Consider the following 19436-nt stretch of genomic DNA (forward strand, 5'->3'; position numbering starts at 1 on the left):
GATGACAAAAGGACCACTTCTATTCCATCCCTACCATGTGCGCGGCGTGACTCTGAAAAATCGCATTGTCGTTTCGCCCATGGGTACTTATTCGGCTGAAGACGGGTGCCTGACGCCCTTTCAGTTCGCGCATTATGAACGCATGGCCATGGGAGGCGCGGGTCTTGTCATCATGGAGCAGACTTTCGTGACCCGCGCCGGTCGTGTGAGCAACGGCGATCCCGGTCTTTGGTCCGACAGCCATATCGAGCCAATGGCGCGATTGGTCTCCGAGATGAAACGCTATGGCGCGAAGACTGCAATCCAGATCAGTCATGGCGGGCGCAAGGGCGGGCAACAGCGCGCGCACGAAGGTAACGGTCCGATTTCTGAGCGCAATCTGGCTGCGGGCGATATTCAGCTTTATCCGATGGGAGCTTCACCCATTCCGTTATCGGAAAGCTGGCTAACGCCGGTCGAAATGAGTGAACAGCAGATTGATGGTATCGTTGATGCCTACGCAGCGGGTGCTCGTCGGGCTATTCTCGCAGGGTTTGATTTGCTCGAACTACATTTGGCGCATGGCTATCTGCTCCAGAGCTTTCTTTCGCCATTGGCCAATCAGCGCACCGACCGTTTTGGCGGTAATCTTGAAAACCGAATGCGCCTGCCCCTGATGGTGGTTGACCGGCTTCGCTCAATTATGCCGGATTCGATGCCGCTTTTTGCGAGGCTTTCGGTGACGGACTGGATCGACGGCGGCTGGACCGAAGACGAAAGCGTCGTGCTGTCCCGAGCGCTGAAGGCTGCGGGTGTCGATCTCATCGACTGTTCCTCTGGCGGCAATATGCGTGCTGGCGCGACCAACTCGAACCTGTCGCGGGGACCGGGCTATCAGGTGGCACTGTCTGAAAGACTGCGTCGCGAAGCAGGAATGCCAACCGCCGCTGTCGGTATGATCCGCACGGGCCAATATGCTGAAACCATTCTCTGCGAGGGCAAGGCCGATTTGATCTGTATCGGCCGCCAGATGCTGTTCAACCCTTTTTGGGTGCGCCATGTGGCCTGGGAGATGGGAGTAGAACGCGATTTTTCCAGTTGGCCTGAACCCTATGGTTGGTGGTTGGAAAAATGGTCCCGGGCCTTGGCGGCGAACAATGAGGACCCGCTTGGGCCTGAACATTTTCCCGAGGAAGTACTGTGAGCACGGGAGGACCAAATGCATTGGGGAAATGAACTTGCGACCATGCGCGGACGCTATGGTCAGCGTGTCGGCATCATTGATGCTGAGGGTAGCCATACAATCGCTGAGATTGTTGACCGTGCGGCGGGCATTGCCGATTGTCTGAGTGCGCTTGGCTTTGGTCCCGGCGATTTTATCGCAACGGTTTTTCAAAATTCGATGCTGGCAGCGGCGGCAAGCTATGCCGTTGCGCTGACTGGAGCGACAGAGGTCCCGATTAATCCCGTACTCAGCCAGAAAGAGTTCGATCACGCGGTCTCCTGCACGGGTACTCGGATTGTGCTTCTCGACCAAGCGACAACGCCGACGCTGACGCCGTGCGTTGCGGTGGAGGATGTGCGCAAATGCGCACCGCGCCCGCTGACGGCGGAAGGGTGGCCGGATGTGGAGCCGGAAACGCCGAGCCGTATCGTTTTCACAAGTGGCACCACGGGGCCCGCTAAGGGTGCTATCCACACCCATCTCGGACGCTGGACGGCGGGGCTTCTCTTGCGTTCGGTTCTTCCCACTCGTCCGGGCGGGCAAAACCGCATTCTCTTGATGACGCCCTTTTCGCATGGGAGTTCACTGCTGACCTTCGCTTATCTTGCCGAAGGCGCGAGCGTGCATCTGATGCATGGTGTGAATACAGCCGCCGTTCTGCCGCTTCTGGCGTCAGGTTCGATCACTGAAATGTTTGCGCCGCCGACAGTGCTCGCCAAGTTGACCGAGGCGTTGGAACAAACCGACAGTGCCAAGCCGCAATTGCATACGATCCTGACAGGAACGGCTCCTCTGTCCCCGATGCTGTATCACAAGGCTGTTGCGCAATTTGGTGAGATCATCCGCGTCACCTACGGGAAAAGCGAGATGTTCAATCCCATCACCGTGCTCTCACCTCCCGAGACCGCCGAAGCCTATGCCGGAAACGTCAGCACCGATGAGGGGCTGAGCGTCGGCTGGGCGGCAACGGGCGTGCGGATTGAAATTCGCGACGATGAAAGTCGCGTACTTCGAGACGGCGAGCCGGGGCATATTTTCCTGCATAGCCCGCATATGTTTCGGGGCTACATCACGGTTAGCGGCCTGAAGATGCTTGCGCCCGGAGAGTTTCACGATACCGGTGATCTAGGAAGGATTGACCGGACGGGCTGTCTTTTTCTCGTGGCACGCCAGTCCGACATGATGAAAACCGGCGGCTACAAAGTAGCCCCAGATGAGGTCGAGCGAGCGCTGGCCGCCGCACTTCCCGAAACCGAAATAATCGCGCTCGGCTTTCCGTCGGAATATTGGGGTGAAATAGTCACTTTGGTTGCCGAATGTCCACCATCGGATTGGCAGGAGCGTCTGGCCCCTGCACTGGCCAGCATGACCTCGTACAAGCGGCCAAGGCTTTTTGTCGCCATTGATGAGTTGCCGCGCAATGCAATCGGCAAACTGTCACGCGCCGAACTGCGCCGTCGGCTTGCGGAGCTTTACGACCTCATTGAAACGCCGCAACCGGCACTCGTCGGGAAAGGCAGGCAGATATGAGCGGCTTCGAACAGATACCAGCTATTTATCATCGCCCGCTGGGCGATATGTTGGTCACAACGCTTTGCGACGGCTACGTCGCCTACGACACTTTCGATATTTTCCGTGATGGCAATGCTGCGCGGCTGGAACGGTTTCTGACAGCTGAGACACGGATCGCGCCTCCAGTTGTCTCGATCAACGCGTTTCTTGTCCGGTATGACAGCCGGGTTATCCTTATCGACAGCGGTTCGGGCGACATCATGGGGCCAACTTGCGGGCGATTGCCCGAACTTCTCGCACGGCTGGATATCGCGCCAGAAGCGGTCACTGACGTGCTTTTGACCCATATCCATCCAGATCATTCCAATGGTCTCACCAATCCGGAAACCGGCGCTAAAATTTTTCCGCAAGCGGTTGTTCATGTTCATGAGGCGGAAATTCGGCATTGGTTCGATGACGAGGCAAAAGCTCGCGCTACGGAGCGCCAGAAGCGCGTTTACTTTGATGCTGGACGCATTCAGATAACGCCTTATCTCGCTGATAACGTGCGCATTTTCAATGCTGAGTGCGAAGTTCTGCCTGGGATCGCTGCTGTTCCATCCGTTGGACATACGCCGGGACACAGCTGCTACATTCTGCGCTCCCGCAGTGAAGCAATGATCATTTGGGGCGACACTGTTCATGTGCCCGAGGTGCAGCTTGCCGATCCTGATGTTGGGATGATTTTCGACACCGATACGCCTGCTGCTGCTTTGTCGCGTCGCAGGATTCTGCAGCGCTGTGTCGATGAAGACCTCCTTGTTGGCGGAATGCATATCCACTTTCCCGGTTTTGCTCGTGTCAGGCGCGGATATGAAGGGGAGTATCGCTTCATTCAGGAACAATGGTTCCATGCCGAAATGCGCAAGCCTGCCGAGCAAACTGGAGGAAACTGATCCGTGTCTATGATGAAAATCTGTCATGCTCCGGAACCGGGTGGGCCGGAAGCGCTCCGTTTTATGCAAGTGGAGCGCCCGACACCGACTGCGAATGAGGTGTTGATCCGTGTTGGCGCTGTTGGGGTCAATCGGCTTGATGCTATGCAGCGAGCAGGTGTCTATCCACTACCTGCGGGCGCAAATCCCGTGCTGGGTGTTGAATGCGGCGGTGAGGTTGTCGAAACGGGCGGCGACGTACCAAATTATCTACGCGGCAAGCGGGTTGCAGCTCTTCTTTCCGGCGGTGGTTATGCAGAATATGCTGTCGCCGACTGGCGGCATGTCGTTGTGGTTCCTTCAGACTGGGATGATGTGCAGGCAGCTGCGGTCATTGAAACATTCTGTACGGCCCATGAGACCTTATTCGAATTGTCGCGCCTTAAGGCAGGTGAGCGGGTACTGATTCACGCGGGCGGTAGCGCCGTTGGCAGTACTGCGATCCGCATGGCGCAACATGTAAACGCTGAAATCATTACAACGGTGGGGCGCGAGGACAAGGCCCGCCGCCTGCGCGATTGGGGCGTAACAAATGTTCTGAATTATCGCGAGGTCGATTTTGCAGAGGCAACCCGCGAAATCTACCCTGATGGCATCGATGTGATCGAAGACTTTGTCGGCCCCGCATATCTGGCGCGTCATATCGCACTTTTACGCTGGCGAGGCCGCATGACATTCGTGGGGCTGCTCAGCGACGGAAAGGCCGAGGCTGATGTGCCCGCTATTCTGACCAAGATGCTGCAGCTACGTGGTTTTACCCTGCGACCGCATTCGGCAGATGAGAAAGCCGAAGTTGTCGAGCGTTTCCGGCAGTGCTGGTTGCCGGTTCTCGCATCGGGCGTAATCGCGCCGACCATCCACGGGGTTTTGCCCTTCAATGACGCAATGGAAGCACATCGCATGCTGGAAGCTGCCGACAATTTCGGCAAGCTGATCCTGAGCATGTAACGCTCCAGCAAAAGGTAGTTTGGAAATGTTGTTATCTCAAATTCAGGACGAGAACGGAACGATCGGCGTTCTTGCACGGGAGGACGGCGAACCAGCGCGTGAAGTCATCGGCGCGGCGGGTGTGCGCGAGCTGGCGCTTGCTGCGGCCAGAAGCGGCAGGAGCCTCGTCAATCAGATCAAGGGACAAGGCTTCGGAGCGCAGTTTGAACCGGAAAGGCTTGCCGCCGATGGCCTCTACCTGCCGCCGATTACTCATTTCGATCCTGCACATTTACATTTGACCGGTACGGGGCTCACCCATCTGGGGTCGGCTGCGACCCGTGACAGCATGCATGCCAAGGTCATGACGGAAGAAGCCGAACTGACGGATTCCATGAAGATGTTCCGTATGGGCCTTGAAGGCGGCAAACCGTTGGCAGGTGAGCCAGGCGTGCAGCCGGAATGGTTTTACAAAGGCAACGGCCACACGCTAGCTGCACCGGGCGCTGCATTGGTTTCGCCGGCATTCGCACAGGACTTTGGGGAAGAGCCGGAGATAGCGGGAATTTACGTTATCGCAGATGATGGTCGCCCGATGCGCTTGGGGTTTGCCGTGGCCAATGAGTTCTCCGATCATGTGACGGAGCGGGGCAACTATCTCTGGCTTGCCCATTCCAAGCTGCGTCCAGCATCCTTGGGACCCGAAATCCGGATTGGTGCTGCGCCTCTGGATATTCGGGGGACTAGTCGCATTCTGCGTGATGACAGAGTTCTATGGGAAAAGTCGTTTTTGTCTGGTGAGGCGAACATGTCCCACACGATTGCCAATCTCGAATATCACCATTTCAAATACGGGATTTTCCGTCAGCCGGGCGATGTTCATGTCCATATGTTCGGCACAGCCACGCTTTCATTTGCCGATAAAATTCACACCCAACTAGGCGATGTTTTCGAGATCGTGGCTGAAGGGTTTGGCCAGCCTCTGCGCAATACGGTTGCTGTTGAGCCAAGCTATAGTTTGCAGGAACTGGCTGCGGTTGAACTTTAAGCAAGGTCTTTAATAACCGGCTTGAAGATCAGAAAGGACCCACTATGTCCAAGAAGAAATGCGCGATCATTGGTTCCGGCAATATTGGCACGGATTTGATGATCAAGGTGATGCGCACGTCGAAGAATATCGAAATGGGCGCAATGGTCGGCATTGATCCGAATTCGGATGGTCTGGCACGCGCCGCACGGCTTGGCGTGCCGGTCACCCATGAAGGCATCGACGGGCTGATGCGTATGCCGGAATATCGCGATATCGATATCGTGTTCGATGCAACCTCGGCCAAGGCGCATCTGCATAATGACGCGCTGTTGCAGAAGGACGGCAAGAAGGTCATCGACCTGACACCTGCCGCCATCGGCCCCTTCACCATTCCCGCCATCAATGGCGATGCCAATATCGACGAGCCGAACGTCAACATGGTCACATGCGGCGGTCAGGCGACGATCCCGATGGTCTATGCCGTCAAGCGCGCCACCGACCGCGTGGTCTATGGCGAAATCGTCGCTTCGATTTCGTCGCGTTCGGCTGGTCCCGGCACCCGCGCCAATATCGATGAATTTACCGAAACCACGTCGAAGGCGATCCGCGATCTGGGCGGTGCCGAACGTGGCAAGGCACTGATCATTCTCAATCCGGCCGAACCGCCGCTGATCATGCGCGATACGGTGTTTGTTCTGTCGCAGGGCGGCAGCCGCGAAGCCATCGAGGCTTCGATTGCCGAAATGGTCAAGACGGTTCAGGCCTATGTGCCGGGCTATCGCCTGAAGCAGAAAGTGCAGTTCGAAGTCATCGGCGATAATGCGCCGGTTCGCGTGCCGGGCATCGGGCTCGTATCGGGTCTCAAGACGACGATCCTGCTCGAGGTGGAAGGCGCTGCACATTATCTGCCTGCCTATGCCGGCAATCTCGACATCATGACATCCGCTGCATTGGTCACCGCCGATCATTGGGCAGCAAAAGCGCTTGCCAAGGAGGCTGCATAATGGCCCGCTCCAATCCCGATAAGCTCTATGTTCAGGATGTTACGCTGCGCGACGGCATGCATTCGATCCGCCATCAATACACGCTGAAGGATGTCGTCGCCATTGCGAAGGCGCTGGATGCAGCCAAGGTGGACGCGATTGAAATCACCCATGGTGACGGCCTTGCCGGTTCGACCTTCAACTACGGTTTCGGCCTGCATGACGATGTCGAATGGATCGGCGCAGTTGCCGACGCCTGCGAGCATGCCCGCGTCACCGTGCTGCTCATTCCGGGCATTGGCACGGTGCATGATCTGAAGGAAGCCTATGATGCCGGTGCACGCTCGGTTCGTGTTGCAACCCATTGCACCGAGGCCGATGTATCACGCCAGCATATCGAGGCTGCACGTGAACTGGGCATGGACACAATCGGCTTCCTGATGATGTCGCATATGGCCGAGCCGGAAAAGCTGGTCGAACAGGCGAAGCTGATGGAAAGCTATGGCGCGGAATGCGTCTATGTCACCGACTCGGCAGGCGCGCTGTTACCCGAGCAATATACGCTTCGCGTGAAGGCGCTGCGCGATGCGCTGCGACCGGAAACAGAAATCGGCGTTCACACCCACCACAATCTGACGCTTGGCGTTGCCAATGCCGTTGCCGGTATCGAAGCGGGCGCTGTTCGCGTTGATGCATCGCTGGCAGGCATGGGGGCAGGGGCGGGCAATGCGCCGCTTGAAGGCCTGATCGCCGTTCTCAACCGCAAGGGTATCGATACGGGCTGCGATCTCTATGGCCTGATGGATGCAGCTGACGATCTGGTGCGTCCGTTGCAGGACCGTCCGGTGCGGGTGGACCGTGAAAGCCTCTCGCTCGGCTATGCGGGCGTCTATTCGAGCTTCCTGCGTCATGCGGAAAACGCCTCGAAACTCTATGGCGTCGATACGCGCGAAATCCTCATCGAACTTGGCAAGCGCCGCATGGTCGGCGGTCAGGAAGACATGATCATCGACGTCGCCCTCGACATTCTCAAAAACAAGGCCGCTTAAGCAATCGGGTGTGGTTCATTGGATGCCCTATGACAATGCAGACCTACAGTGAAAGGCAACATATGGCGAAAGTGCAATTTCGCCATATGTCATCCTTGTCGAAAGATGCCTCGTAACGAGCCTGGAGATTAAACCGCTCGGTCAGCGCAAGCTGGCGCAGCTTGCCAGTTCCGCAGTAAGCCGAACATATGAGCCATCTCACAAGCAGACTGATTTGGACTTCGGAGACGGAATCTTGACCGCGCGAGCTTCCCGTCTGCAGTCAAGTTTCTTGTGTCTGCGTTGCTTCAACAAACCGGAATGTTGGTTGGTCCCAAAACTCTTGCCGGATTCAATAGTTTAGCAAATCCTCGGATGTGACGAATAACATTTGGCGGGCGATTGCGAATGAGCAATTTGGGCTGGCAGGAATTGCCTCTCGGCAAGCAGGGTCTCAATGGCGCGGATGTGACCGCGGCGAACAGCAGGCAATGGAAACGGCGCTTCGCAAATTCGACTGCGCTGGGCCGCATTCTGTGCGCGCTCATGGTTCCCGCAACCGTCATCAGTACATTCTCATTGATAGGGCCAGCCGGTGCACAGCAGCAATCTGGCTCCGGTGGTGCGGGCGGAGCGGAAGGCACGCCTCCATCACATTTCGACGCCAAGGGAAATCCGGGAGGACAGGGCTCTGGTGCCTCCGCCATATCCGGCGGTGGTGGCGGCGGAGGTGGAGCAGGCGGTGCCGCAGGTGGGGATCACGACGGCAACAACGCTTCTGCAGGAAGCGGTGGCGCTGGTGGTGAAGGTGCAAGAAGCGCGCATGGCGGTGCGGCAGGCATTAGCGGTATCATCGGTTATACAGGGGATATGGCGCCCGATGTTACGCTGGTACGCGGTTTTAACGGCGACAGTGGCAAACCGGGCGATGTCGGGAAAAAGGGGCAAGGTGCATTTGCAACCGGCAATGGCGCTTCCGGTGGTGGTGGTGGCGGCGGCGGTGGCGGCGGGACCGGCGCAATCTTCACCGGTTCTGTGACGACGCTGACCGACCAAATGATCATCGGAGGTGCAGGCGGCGATGGCGGTGCTGGCGGAAAGGGTGGCGACGGCGTTACCGTATGGAACGTCTTCACCGTTTCTCCGGGGGAGGGTGGCAGCGGCGGCGGAGGAGGAGGTGGTGGCGGTGGCGGCATCGGCATATCCACGGCTTACGACCTGACTGTCAGCAGCGGGAGTAGCATTCTGGGTGGCGCAGGCGGTGCCGGTGGGGCCGGTGGCATATCGGGCATGCACGCGGATGAAAACAACGATGGCAGCATCATGGTCTGCGAAGACGATGAGGGTGAGATCGAATGTTCCAGCCCGATTTCGCTTCCGTCTGCACCCTACGACACACTCACAACAGGCGGCGGACGCAGTGGCGATGGCGGCAGCGGCGGAGACGGTATCGGCAGTTCAGGTCAGTCTGCTATTGCGATTGAAACCGGTGTCACGGTGCACGGTGGGGATGGTGGGCAGGGCGGTGTAAGTCTGCCGGGCGGCAATACGGCATCCGATGGTGGCGATGGCGGGCGTGGCGGCAACGGCATCACGTCGACCGGCACGGCTGCAACTATCACGAATGCTGGTGCCGTTAGCGGCGGCAATGGCGGCAATGGCGGGCGCGGCGGTGGCGGTGCGGATACGGGCGGCAATGGCGGCAATGGCGGCGACGGCGGCATCGGTGAATCCATGGCGGCCGGTGCCACGCTGACCAACGTAGCCGGTGCAAGTATAACGGGTGGCAATGCGGGCGCGGGCGGCAAAGCGCCTTCGGCTCCCTTCAATCCGCCATCCTGGTGGTACAGGGGCACGGATGGGCAGAACGGAACGGCGGGCGTCGGCGTCTATTTCTCGTCCGGCGATGCGACATTGGTCAACGCCGGTACGGTTTCTGGTGGTCTCAATCAGGACGGTTCGCGCGCGGCTGCGGTGGTGTTTTCCGGCAGCAACAACACGTTGGTTCTTGGAGCTGGTTATGCCTTCAATGGCAAGGTTGTCGCGGATCCGAGCGGCCAGAACACGCTGGTCTTCGGCGGAACGGGTACGGCCCAGTTCGATCTGACCGGTTTTGAAAAAAGATTTCAGGGGTTCGATGCGCTGGAAAAGCGCGATAGCAGTACATGGACTTTGACTGGCTCGCCGGAAACTTTCAGCGGCGATCTCGGGGTGCATGGCGGAACGCTGGTTCTGACCTCCTCTGCGCAGCTTAATACGGCGGATGTGATCATTGGTTCGGCGCAGGGTGAAAGCGCCTTGCTGGAGGTGACGGGCACCGGCACAAGCCTCAATATAAGCGGCACATTGAGTGTCGCTGGCTATGGCGACGATTCACTGACCGTCGCAAATGGTGGGCGGGTTAATGTCGGCGGGGATCTTTCGGTTGGAAGTACCGCATCCGTAATCGCAGGTTCGCAAAACGCGCTGACGGTCAGCGGGAAGGGTTCCACACTGCATTTCGGCGGTACGGCCGATATAGGCGCTCTTCTTTCCGTGGCGGATGGTGGTGCGGTTCAAGGGGGGCAGTTACAGATCGGCGCCGGTGATCCGGGCAGCGATACGGCGCACGTCACGGTGGATGGAGCCGGTTCGCTCCTGAATGTCGCTGAAATCGATGTCGGTTCCGTCGGTAACGGTTCGCTGACGGTATCGAATGGCGCAAGCATTGGACTGGCGGCAGGCGGCAGCGTCTTGCAGGTCGGACAGAACGGCGCGCAAGGTACCGTGAATATTGGCGCGGCTGCGGGCGAGACAGCGGCTGCAGCCGGAACAATTCACAGCACTGTGGTGCTCGGCAGTCAGGGTACGCTCAACCTCAACCATGATACGACCGGTTACCGCTTCGATACGACGGTGCAAGGCAACGGCACGATCAATTTCCTTGGCGGAACGACGACAATCTCCGGGCAGGGACTGGCCCAGTTTTCCGGCCAGTCGAATATTGGCAACAGCAGTGTCGCGCTGACGAGTTCGGCTGTGGTCGGTGGCACGGTCGCCGTCAACGCTGGCGGTACACTGAGTGGTTCCGGCACATTGGGCAGTACCACGGTCAATAGCGGCGGCACGATTGTTGCCGGTTTGCAGTCGCAACTTACGGTCGATGGTGACCTGACGCTGCAAAGCGGTGCGACCTTTAATTATGGTCTGGGTACGTCCAACGCCCAGAAGGCGGCATCTATTCAGGTCAATGGCGATCTGACGCTGAACGGCGCGACGGTAAACGTCAGTGGCACCTCGGACAGCGCGCTGATCGGCTATCATCGCCTGATTTCCTATAGCGGAACGCTGACGACTGCCAATGCAGGTTTGATGGTGGGCGAAACGCCGATTACCAATCCCATCGCCTATTCATATGCCATCGATTACGCACCGAATGTGGTGGATCTACTGGTACTGCCAAACGGCCTTGACCTTCTTCAGGTTTGGGGCGGCAATGCGTTGACGCTCGACGGTGGCGATGGAACCTGGTCAGCATCGGATCAGAACTGGCTCGATCCGCTGGGCGGCAGCAGCACACTGGGATCGACATGGGGACAAGGTTATGCAGTGTTCCGCGGCATTGGCGGTACCGTCACGCTGGATGGAACGCAAACAGCCGTCGGCCTTCAATTCGTGAGCGGCGATTATACCATCACCGGTGGTACAGCTTTGAACCTTGTTGGCTATTCGGGCAATGGCATCACCATTGCCGTGCCGGAATTGCGGGTGCTGGCGGGTGAAACAGCGACCATTGCGTCGACCATTACTGGCAACGACGGGTTGGAGAAAACTGGCGACGGCTTGCTCGTTCTGTCCGGTTCCAACAGTTATTCCGGCCAAACGATAATCAGCGCGGGAACGCTGCAAATTTCCGCGGCGAATAATCTTGGACAGATATCCAATGGCCTTACCATCAATAACGGCACGTTACAGACGACTGGCACCATATCGCTTGGCAGCCTTGTAACGCTCGGCGGTGAAGCGGCATTTGATGTTGCATCGGGCACAGAACTGCAATTGACCGGAGTTATTTCCGGTTCCGGTTCGTTGACCAAGCAGGGCGATGGCACATTGCTGGTCGAAAATACAGCCAATGGCTGGTCCGGCGGCACGCTGATCGAGGCGGGCACACTGCGCATGGCGGCAGGTAGCGCCGGTGCGCTGCCGAACATGACCGATTACGTGATGGTCGGCGGCACACTCGATCTCAATGGCAATGCCCTGACCATGGGTTCATTGTGGGGCAGCGGCGGCACGATCTCCATCGACAGCGCCAGCCTTACAGTCAATCAGGATACGGACACGGTTTTTGCGGGAGATATCACTGGTGCCGGCGCAAGCAGCAGCCTGACCAAAGACGGCGATGGTATTCTGGTCCTGACAGGAAACAACAGTTTTCAGGGGCAGACCAGTATTCTGGGCGGCACGCTGGCAATATATGAAGCACAGAATATTGGCACCGGTGCGGCGGCCATTTCAATCAGCGATGCAACGCTGGCGACACTTGGCAATATCACGCTGGCACGCGGTGTTGAATTGTCTGGTACGGCAACCATTGACACATTGCTTGCGACGGCGCTCGAGCTGTCGTCTGATGTGTCGGGAAGCGGTGCATTGTACAAGGAGGGTGCAGGTTCGCTTATTTTAAGCGGCGACGCTAGCCATAGCGGCGGCACCACGATTGCCAACGGTTTTCTGCAAATCGGCAATGGCGGCGCCACGGGTTCGATTGCCGGTAATATCATCAATAATGGCGGTCTCGTCTTCGACCGGCAGAATAGCTACACCTATTCCGGTGTGGTTTCAGGCGCTGGCGCGCTGATCCAGGCAGGTGCGGGCACCACGGTCCTCACTGGCGAAAACAGCTATACCGGCAATACGTTTATTGCTGGCGGTACATTACAGATCGGTGATGGCGGAACCACAGGCTTCATCATCGGTGGCGTTTTGAACGAAGGCACTCTGGCCGTCGACCGGTCGGACAGTTACAGCCTCGACGGTCTGATCGTCGGTACCGGCTCCTTCGTGCAAGCAGGATCCGGCACAACCATTCTCACTGCCGACAACGCTTATTACGGCGGGACGACCATTGCCAACGGCACGCTGGAATTGGGAGCAGGCGGTAATTCCGGCTGGATCGAAGGCGACGTTCTGAATAATGGCACGCTGGTCTTCAATCGCTCGGACGCGGTGCTTTTCTCCGGCGATATCACAGGCAATGGAGCGGTGAACCAGATCGGCGCTGGCACCACGGTTCTTGCTGGCGACAACACCTATACCGGTGGCACGAACATTCTGTCCGGCGCGCTGGTCATCGGCAATGGCGCAACATCCGGCGCGATAACAGGCAATGTCGAAAATGACGGTATCCTTGCCTTCAACCGGTCCGACACAATGGCGTATGCAGGCACGATCAGCGGCTCCGGCAGCGTGCAGCAGATCGGCACAGGGACAACTATCCTGACCGGTAGCAACAGCTATACCGGCGCGACGATGATCGCGGCCGGGCGCTTGCAAATCGGCGATGGCGGTACGTCCGGTTCCATTACCGGCCACGTGCTCAATGACGGCACGCTGGCTTTCGACCGGTCCGATACCGTGACCTTCGATGGCATGGTGTGGGGTGACGGCAAACTGGAGCAGGCGGGCACCGGTACGCTCGTTCTGACCGGGAGAAATCAATATGGCGGCGGCGTCAGCATATCCTCAGGTACATTGCAATTGGGCGACGGTGGCGAAAGCGGCACGCTTGCGGCAAATGTCGAGAATAGTGGGCAGTTCGTTGTCAATCGTTCTGGAACTGTTGTGCTGAAAGGCGATATTTCCGGTTCCGGTTCATTCGAGCAAGTCGGCAGCGGCGTGACGGTGCTCGCAGGCAATAATAGCTATGGCGGCGGCACGACGGTTCAGTCCGGTACGCTGGTGGTCGGGCTTGGCGATACCGGAAGTATTGCTGGCAATATCGTCAATAATGGCACGCTCGCCTTCAATCGATCAGACAGGTACAGCTTTTCGGGCGCTATCTCCGGGACCGGCGCATTCTGGCAGATCGGCGAGGGCACAACGGTTCTTAGCGGCAACAGCAGCTATTCGGGCGCGACCGGCGTTTATGACGGTCGTCTGGCGGTCAACGGCTCGATCGCATCTTCATCGCTGGTCACGGTCTATGAAGGCGGCGAGCTTGGTGGAAACGGCATCGTTTCCACCACCCAACTCGACGGCGGTACACTTGCGCCCGGCAATTCCATTGGTACTCTCACGGTCAATGGCGACCTGAGCTTTACCGGAACATCAACCTATGCCGTGGAGGTCTCGGCATCGGATGCCGACCGGGTCAATGTCACAGGCCAGGCTGATCTCGGTGGCGCAACGGTAGCAGCGACGTTCGCGCCTGATAAATATGTCATGCGTCGCTATACGATCCTCAATGCGGAAGGCGGAATTGGCGACAGCCGGTTTAGCACGGAATTGACAACCGATCTGCCGCAGAGCTTTACCTCAAGTCTGAGCTACGATGCTGACAATGCTTATCTCGATTTGACCCTGAACATGATCGGTCTCAACGTGAACCAACGCAATGTTTCGGCGGCGCTGGTTGGCTATTTCAACCGTGAAGGACAGATTCCACTGGCCTATGGCGGGTTGGATGCGGAGGGACTGACGGTTGCATCAGGCGAATTGGCGACGGCTGTTCAGCAAACGACCGTGGATGCAATGAGCCAGTTCATGGCGACGCTGACCGATCCATTGGTTGCGGGAGGGGCGAAAACAGAAACCTCTGTTGAAGGCGATCCCTTCAAGGCGCGCTGGAATGTGTGGGGTGCCGGGTTTGGTTCATCGCGCTCGCTGGATGGTGACAGCGTCATCGGGTCACATGATTTGCGAAGCAAGATCAACGGTGTGGCCGTAGGCGCGGACTACCGGCTGTCGCCCGATACCTTGCTCGGCTTTGCCGTGGCTGGCGGACATAGCAGTTTCAGTCTCTCCGACGGTTTGGGCAGCGGCAATTCGGATCTGTTCCAACTCGGCCTTTATGGTCGTCAGACGGTCGGAAATGCTTATTTCAGTGCGGCCCTGGCTTATGGCTGGCAGGATATCGAGACAGAACGCGCCGTCGCGCTGAACGGTTTCGATACGCTACAGGCCGGTTATGACGCCAATGCCTGGTCAGGCCGTCTGGAAGCCGGTTATCGTTTCGACACGCCATGGATTGGGATTACACCCTATGCCGCCGGGCAATTCGTCAGCTTCGATCTGCCGTCTTATGCGGAAACCGTCGGTAGCGGGGCAGATACCTATGCATTGCGATACGCATCGAAGCACGAAACGGTCGGGCGCGGTGAAATGGGTCTGCGAGCGGACAAATCCTTTGCACTCAGCGACGGAGTTTTCACCCTGCGCGGCAGGGCTGCGTGGGTGCGAAACGTCAACAATGATCGCATCATGTCGGCAATGCTCACCGGATTGCCGGGGGCTGGATTTGTGGTGAACGGCGCTTCGGTATCGCGTGATACGGGCCTTGCCAGCATTTCAGCGGAAATGCTGTGGAACAACGGACTGTCGCTGGGCGCGGCTTTTGATGCGGAATTTTCGGGAGCGAGCAGCAATTATGCCGGAAAGGGCGTGCTGCGCTATAAATGGTAAGATTGTCGGGCTGACGGAACTGCGTCAGCCCGAGGTTTTTTAATTACGAACGCGGGGCCTTGGTCCAGTGGCCCGTGCCGCCGCCATTGTAGAAATCGATGTCAAACCCCTGCACCTGACCCTGATCGACCTTGAAGATGATGGATGCGAGCGAACCGACCAGTTCTGCCTCTCCGACCGGGACAAAGGCGAAAGTATCGCCGTCCCAATGTTGCAGCGGGAACTGCATTTCCTTCGGACCGAGAACGAGCGTCAAGGTTCCTTTGATTTCCTTGATTTCCGTCTTGCCGAAATAGGCGTTGTCGAAGCTGCCGGTATATTCCTGCAAGGCTTTGGACGGTAATGGCGCGGCCGGCTTTTCCTTGAAGGACAGGTCGCCCTGTGGCTGGAAAAAGCCCTTCATGACGCCGTTATAGGCGGCGAACCAGTCGCGGGAGGATTTGCCGTAAAGGGCTATATCGGTGAATTGCGCGACCACCGATTCCGCAGCCCCAACCGGTGCGCCATTGGTCAGCACGATGATGCCGATACCGGCCGACGGTACGATCTTGAACGCTGTGCCCGCGCCGAGCAGGAAAGCGCCGGAATGGCCCATGGACGGGCGACCGCCGAGTTCTGTGCTGACGTTGAAGCCATAGCCGTAGAAGCCGGAGCGTGCGCCGGTATCATGCGCGCGAGCGCTGAAGGATTGCGGCGAAAGCGCCGGCAGAAGCGCATCTTCTGCGATCAGGCGCTTGCCCTTGTACTCGCCATTGGCAAGCAGCAGTTTCAGCCATTCCGCCAGATCGACGACAGTGGACGACACACCGCCAGCTGGCGCCTGTTCATCTGCATTGCGCTGTCCGAGCGGCAGGAACGCGCCATTCTGATAGACATGGAGTGAAGCGCGATTGTCATGCGCCGTATAATCGGCATAGCGATAGCTGGTCGATTTCATGCCCAGCGGCTGGAGAAGCTGTTCGTCTGCCAGCTTGTCCCATGGTTCATGCGCTGCCGCTGCAACCGCCTCCGCGCCGATGGTCGTGCTGAAATTCGCATAGTGATAGGAGATGCGGAACGGATCGAGCGGCAATTGCTGCAAGCGGGCGATCACGTCGTTGCGCTTGAAGCCGAGGTCTTCGAGATCATCGCCTGCCGTGCCCGGCAAACCGCTGCGATGGGCGAAGAAATCGCCGATGGTTCCGTATTGCGACACATAGTCGTTGTTCAGTTTGAAACCGGACAGATGTTTTGCCACCGGATCGTCCCACGCAACCGCGCCCTTCGTTACCTCGATGGACGCAACAGTCGCGGATATGGATTTCGAAATTGAAGCGATCTGGAACACGGTGTCGGCATTTACGGCGGCATCTTTGCCCATTTCCCGTTTGCCGAAGCCTTTCGCAAACACGGTCTTGCCGCCGCTGACCACAGCAACCGCCATGCCGGGCACATGGCTGCGTTTCATAATATCGGCAACAATCTGCGGCAGGGCCTTGAGTGCCTTATCAGTGCTTCCTTTCGGAATCTGTACAACGTCGGCAGCCGGATTGGGCTGGCTTTGAATGGAGACCGACTGCGACAGGGCCGCTGTCGAGCAGCCGAGCGCGAACAGACAGGCAAGGACGATGGACGACGTTCTGGTTCTCACGCTGGTGTTCATGGTTGCCTTAAAACCCCGTTTGATAAGCGATGCGGAAAACACCCTGATTGATGTTCAGGGTCTGGTCTTGTTGGTGGATAAGCCCCGTTTGCAGAATGACGCCGATGGGCGTGACGTAGGTGACAGTGCCTGCCACGCCCCAGTCCCAGTCGGACTGAAGCCCGTATTGCGCCAGTTGTTGATCTCTGCCAGATAATTTGCGCACCGCGGTTGTCGCCGTGAACTGCCAACGATCATAAGACAGTGATAGAGATGTCACTCCGTTGCCGTTGGAAACCGGTGTGCCGCGAAAGGCGCTGGAAAAGGTGGCTTCGTTGAACCAGCTCAGGTTCCATTTGTCAGTCAGGGCCGTATCGTAACGTAGCCGGGCGGAGATCGTGTTGGCACTTTCGCCATACCCGGGTTCCGCTTCCAGCCGTCCGACATCCACGCCGCCGGATATGTTTTTCAAGCCGGGCACATTGCGGAAATCATAGGACAGGATGAACGAATTCAGATCGTTGCTGAAGGCGGGCGGCTGGCCTTCGGTGGGCGAGATGAAACCGTCGTCGAGGCTGAGGCGACGGCTTAGAACTGTGTCGTCGCGTTTAAACACCAAACCGGCGAATGAATGCGCGCCTATACTCTCGGTGTTGAATGTATAGCGTCCGCCAAGTCCGATTGAGCCATTATACTGAAAATCGTCGGTGAAGCCGCTATAAAGACCGTCAATGGCGTGCCAGCCATCGCCGAAGCCGATATCCATCTTGCCGCCATAGAGCGCAAAATTGTCATGGGTGTAAGAGGCAAACAGGTTTTTCAGGTTGAAGCCGAGATCGGAAAAGGCGTTGTCTTGCGTTGCCTCGACAGACGAGTCGAAGGTGATTTTCGAAAGGATGGAGAATTGCTGTGACAATTGCCAGACGAGCGCGGCTTCCGCTGTCGGCTGCGCGCTGTTCCAGTGTGAACGCGGAATCTGGCCGTTGCTGTCCTTGATTCCGAAATAGCCGGTATAGCCGGTCATGAACAGCAACTGACCGTTCAGTTTCGGATAATCGCCCGCAGCATCTCCATCGCCCAGCTTGCTATAGGGTGTCAGGAATATTTCGGTTTTGAAAATGTCGCGCTTTTCTTGCGCAAATGCGTCGGGCATGCCGGACGCAAGCAAAGCCGTAGTACCGAGCAGAGTGCTGTATAGCAGGCGACGGAAAAAAATTGCTTTCCATCGCCAGCCGAATTGCCGAAGCAGTGCGAAACTCTGCATGATTAGCGAGCCAGTTCAGCCGCCAGCTCGCGTACCTGCGAATGGATATTCTCGAACATGCCGAAATTGACCCGGCTGGCGACGACAAATATGCCAAGCTTGCGGTTGGGCGACAGAACCGCATAGCTCATGAAGCCACCAAGGCCGCCACTTTTACCGAGCAGAAACGGCGTTTCATCACGGGGCAGGGTGGCAACCCAGCCAAGCCCCATGCCGTCGCCTGCTGTCACTTCGGTTCCGATCACATGCTTCAGGCCGTCATATGGCAGCCAAAGCGTATGATCGAGCAGCGCATCTTCCCGGGACTGGGCCGCGCCGTCGAGATGCCAGCGCATCCAGCGCACCATGTCGTCCGCCGTGGTGTAGATACCGGCGCTGGCATACATGATGTCGGGAACGGGGCTGTTCGCATCCGGCTTGTTAAGGGGATCGAGACCGGTCATCAGCCGCTTCTTCTGCTCGTCGCTCAATACATTGGTCGTGTCGGTGAGCCCGGCCGGTTTCAGCACTTCGTTGGCGAGGACCGTGGAATAATCCGCACCGCCAGCTTTGGCGAGCGCATCGCCCAGAAGACCGTAGCCGAGATTTGAATAAATCGTGGTGGTCCCGGCTACATAAGCTGGCTTGTTGCTTCCGATCCACTTCCAGTAATAATCACGGTCGAAGGCGGCAAATGGGTTATCCGTGATTTTCGTATCGGGATTGGGCAACTCGCGCGGCAGACCGGCAGAATGCGTGGCCAGATCAAGCAGGGTGATCGGACGTCCGTTGGCTTCGACCTTGGCACCTTCCGGCGCATAATTTTCAAGCGGGTCCGTCAGCTTGAGTTTGCCTTTCGCGGCGAGCGCAGCCAGCAAATCACCGGCAAAAACCTTGGAAACGGAGGCGATACGGAAAACCGAATGCGCGTCCGGCTCGACATTGCTGCCGGGGGCAGTCTCACCATAGGCCTGGATGATGCTGTTATCGCCCTGCACCACGGCGATGATCAGCCCCGGTGCACCGGAGTTGAGGAAAAGCTGCATCCCTGCCATGGAGACGGCATCCTTCAAGGCAAGGTCTTCGGCTTTTGTCTGAGCGTTATTGGCAAGGAGAATGCTGGTGGTGATCAGCGAGAGAGCGGTAAAATGCGCTAGCATCCGAGAGGACATGTGGAGACCCTTAAAGAACCGTGGGGAACGTTCTGATGCAAGCACCATCCAAGAAATTGCGGGAATGACAATATTTC

11 protein-coding genes are annotated in these 19436 nt (G+C 57.8%); 8 read left to right on the forward strand and 3 right to left on the reverse strand.

Features of this window, described 5'->3' with window-relative positions; translation table 11 throughout:
- Position 1: 1 nt before the first annotated feature.
- The 8 genes from FHW00_RS14665 to FHW00_RS14700 all read left to right on the forward strand — a co-directional run bounded on the left by FHW00_RS14665 (position 2) and on the right by FHW00_RS14700 (position 15323).
- Positions 2-1183, forward strand: a complete 1182-nt coding sequence (locus tag FHW00_RS14665) for an NADH:flavin oxidoreductase/NADH oxidase (RefSeq protein WP_078339083.1) — start codon at positions 2-4, stop codon at positions 1181-1183.
- A gap of 15 nt (positions 1184-1198) precedes the next feature.
- The gene (locus FHW00_RS14670) at positions 1199-2734 is read left to right on the forward strand and encodes a class I adenylate-forming enzyme family protein (protein WP_078339082.1); all 1536 of its coding nucleotides are present in this window, start codon (positions 1199-1201) and stop codon (positions 2732-2734) included.
- The gene (locus FHW00_RS14675; RefSeq protein WP_078339081.1) at positions 2731-3651 is read left to right on the forward strand and encodes an MBL fold metallo-hydrolase; all 921 of its coding nucleotides are present in this window, start codon (positions 2731-2733) and stop codon (positions 3649-3651) included. Before FHW00_RS14670 ends, FHW00_RS14675 begins: the two co-directional genes overlap by 4 nt.
- 9 nt (positions 3652-3660) lie before the next feature.
- Positions 3661-4638: an NAD(P)H-quinone oxidoreductase gene (locus FHW00_RS14680; RefSeq protein ID WP_078339080.1), complete on the forward strand. Its 978-nt coding sequence runs from the start codon at positions 3661-3663 to the stop codon at positions 4636-4638.
- A gap of 25 nt (positions 4639-4663) precedes the next feature.
- Positions 4664-5665 (forward strand): AraD1 family protein, encoded by a 1002-nt coding sequence (gene araD1, locus FHW00_RS14685; RefSeq protein ID WP_078339079.1) that lies wholly within the window; start codon positions 4664-4666, stop codon positions 5663-5665.
- A 44-nt stretch (positions 5666-5709) separates the two neighbouring features.
- Positions 5710-6651 carry an acetaldehyde dehydrogenase (acetylating) gene (locus tag FHW00_RS14690; RefSeq protein ID WP_113534992.1) on the forward strand — a complete coding sequence of 314 codons (942 nt, stop codon included), beginning with the start codon at positions 5710-5712 and terminating at the stop codon, positions 6649-6651.
- A complete protein-coding gene (dmpG, locus tag FHW00_RS14695; RefSeq protein ID WP_078341218.1) occupies positions 6651-7679 on the forward strand; it encodes a 4-hydroxy-2-oxovalerate aldolase in 1029 nt (342 codons plus the stop codon). Before FHW00_RS14690 ends, dmpG begins: the two co-directional genes overlap by 1 nt.
- 387 nt (positions 7680-8066) lie before the next feature.
- Complete coding sequence (locus FHW00_RS14700) at positions 8067-15323, forward strand: autotransporter-associated beta strand repeat-containing protein (protein ID WP_182514664.1); 7257 nt, start codon at positions 8067-8069, stop codon at positions 15321-15323.
- Between the two features lie 43 nt (positions 15324-15366).
- Here FHW00_RS14700 and FHW00_RS14705 read toward each other — a convergent pair whose 3' ends face one another.
- The 3 genes from FHW00_RS14705 to ampH all read right to left on the reverse strand — a co-directional run bounded on the left by FHW00_RS14705 (position 15367) and on the right by ampH (position 19359).
- A complete protein-coding gene (locus tag FHW00_RS14705) occupies positions 15367-16953 on the reverse strand; it encodes a serine hydrolase (RefSeq protein ID WP_210189501.1) in 1587 nt (528 codons plus the stop codon).
- A 19-nt stretch (positions 16954-16972) separates the two neighbouring features.
- On the reverse strand, positions 16973-18097 hold the full coding sequence (locus FHW00_RS14710; protein ID WP_445558027.1) for a hypothetical protein: 1125 nt from the start codon (positions 18095-18097) through the stop codon (positions 16973-16975).
- Between the two features lie 113 nt (positions 18098-18210).
- Positions 18211-19359 (reverse strand): D-alanyl-D-alanine-carboxypeptidase/endopeptidase AmpH, encoded by a 1149-nt coding sequence (gene ampH, locus FHW00_RS14715; protein ID WP_445558026.1) that lies wholly within the window; start codon positions 19357-19359, stop codon positions 18211-18213.
- Positions 19360-19436: the final 77 nt, after the last annotated feature.

It is taken from the genome of Ochrobactrum sp. P6BSIII, from assembly GCF_014138065.1.
Taxonomy (GTDB): Bacteria; Pseudomonadota; Alphaproteobacteria; order Rhizobiales; family Rhizobiaceae; genus Brucella.

Bases quoted from the DNA above. Each gene is read 5' to 3' on its own strand.
- araD1 (WP_078339079.1), top strand. From the start codon at position 4,664: ATGTTGTTATCTCAAATTCAGGACGAGAACGGAACGATCGGCGTTCTT.
- FHW00_RS14675 (WP_078339081.1), top strand. From the start codon at position 2,731: ATGAGCGGCTTCGAACAGATACCAGCTATTTATCATCGCCCGCTGGGC.
- FHW00_RS14690 (WP_113534992.1), top strand. From the start codon at position 5,710: ATGTCCAAGAAGAAATGCGCGATCATTGGTTCCGGCAATATTGGCACG.
- FHW00_RS14665 (WP_078339083.1), top strand. From the start codon at position 2: ATGACAAAAGGACCACTTCTATTCCATCCCTACCATGTGCGCGGCGTG.
- dmpG (WP_078341218.1), top strand. From the start codon at position 6,651: ATGGCCCGCTCCAATCCCGATAAGCTCTATGTTCAGGATGTTACGCTG.
- FHW00_RS14670 (WP_078339082.1), top strand. From the start codon at position 1,199: ATGCATTGGGGAAATGAACTTGCGACCATGCGCGGACGCTATGGTCAG.
- FHW00_RS14710 (WP_445558027.1), bottom strand. From the start codon at position 18,097: ATGCCCGACGCATTTGCGCAAGAAAAGCGCGACATTTTCAAAACCGAA.
- FHW00_RS14680 (WP_078339080.1), top strand. From the start codon at position 3,661: ATGATGAAAATCTGTCATGCTCCGGAACCGGGTGGGCCGGAAGCGCTC.
- FHW00_RS14700 (WP_182514664.1), top strand. From the start codon at position 8,067: ATGAGCAATTTGGGCTGGCAGGAATTGCCTCTCGGCAAGCAGGGTCTC.
- ampH (WP_445558026.1), bottom strand. From the start codon at position 19,359: ATGTCCTCTCGGATGCTAGCGCATTTTACCGCTCTCTCGCTGATCACC.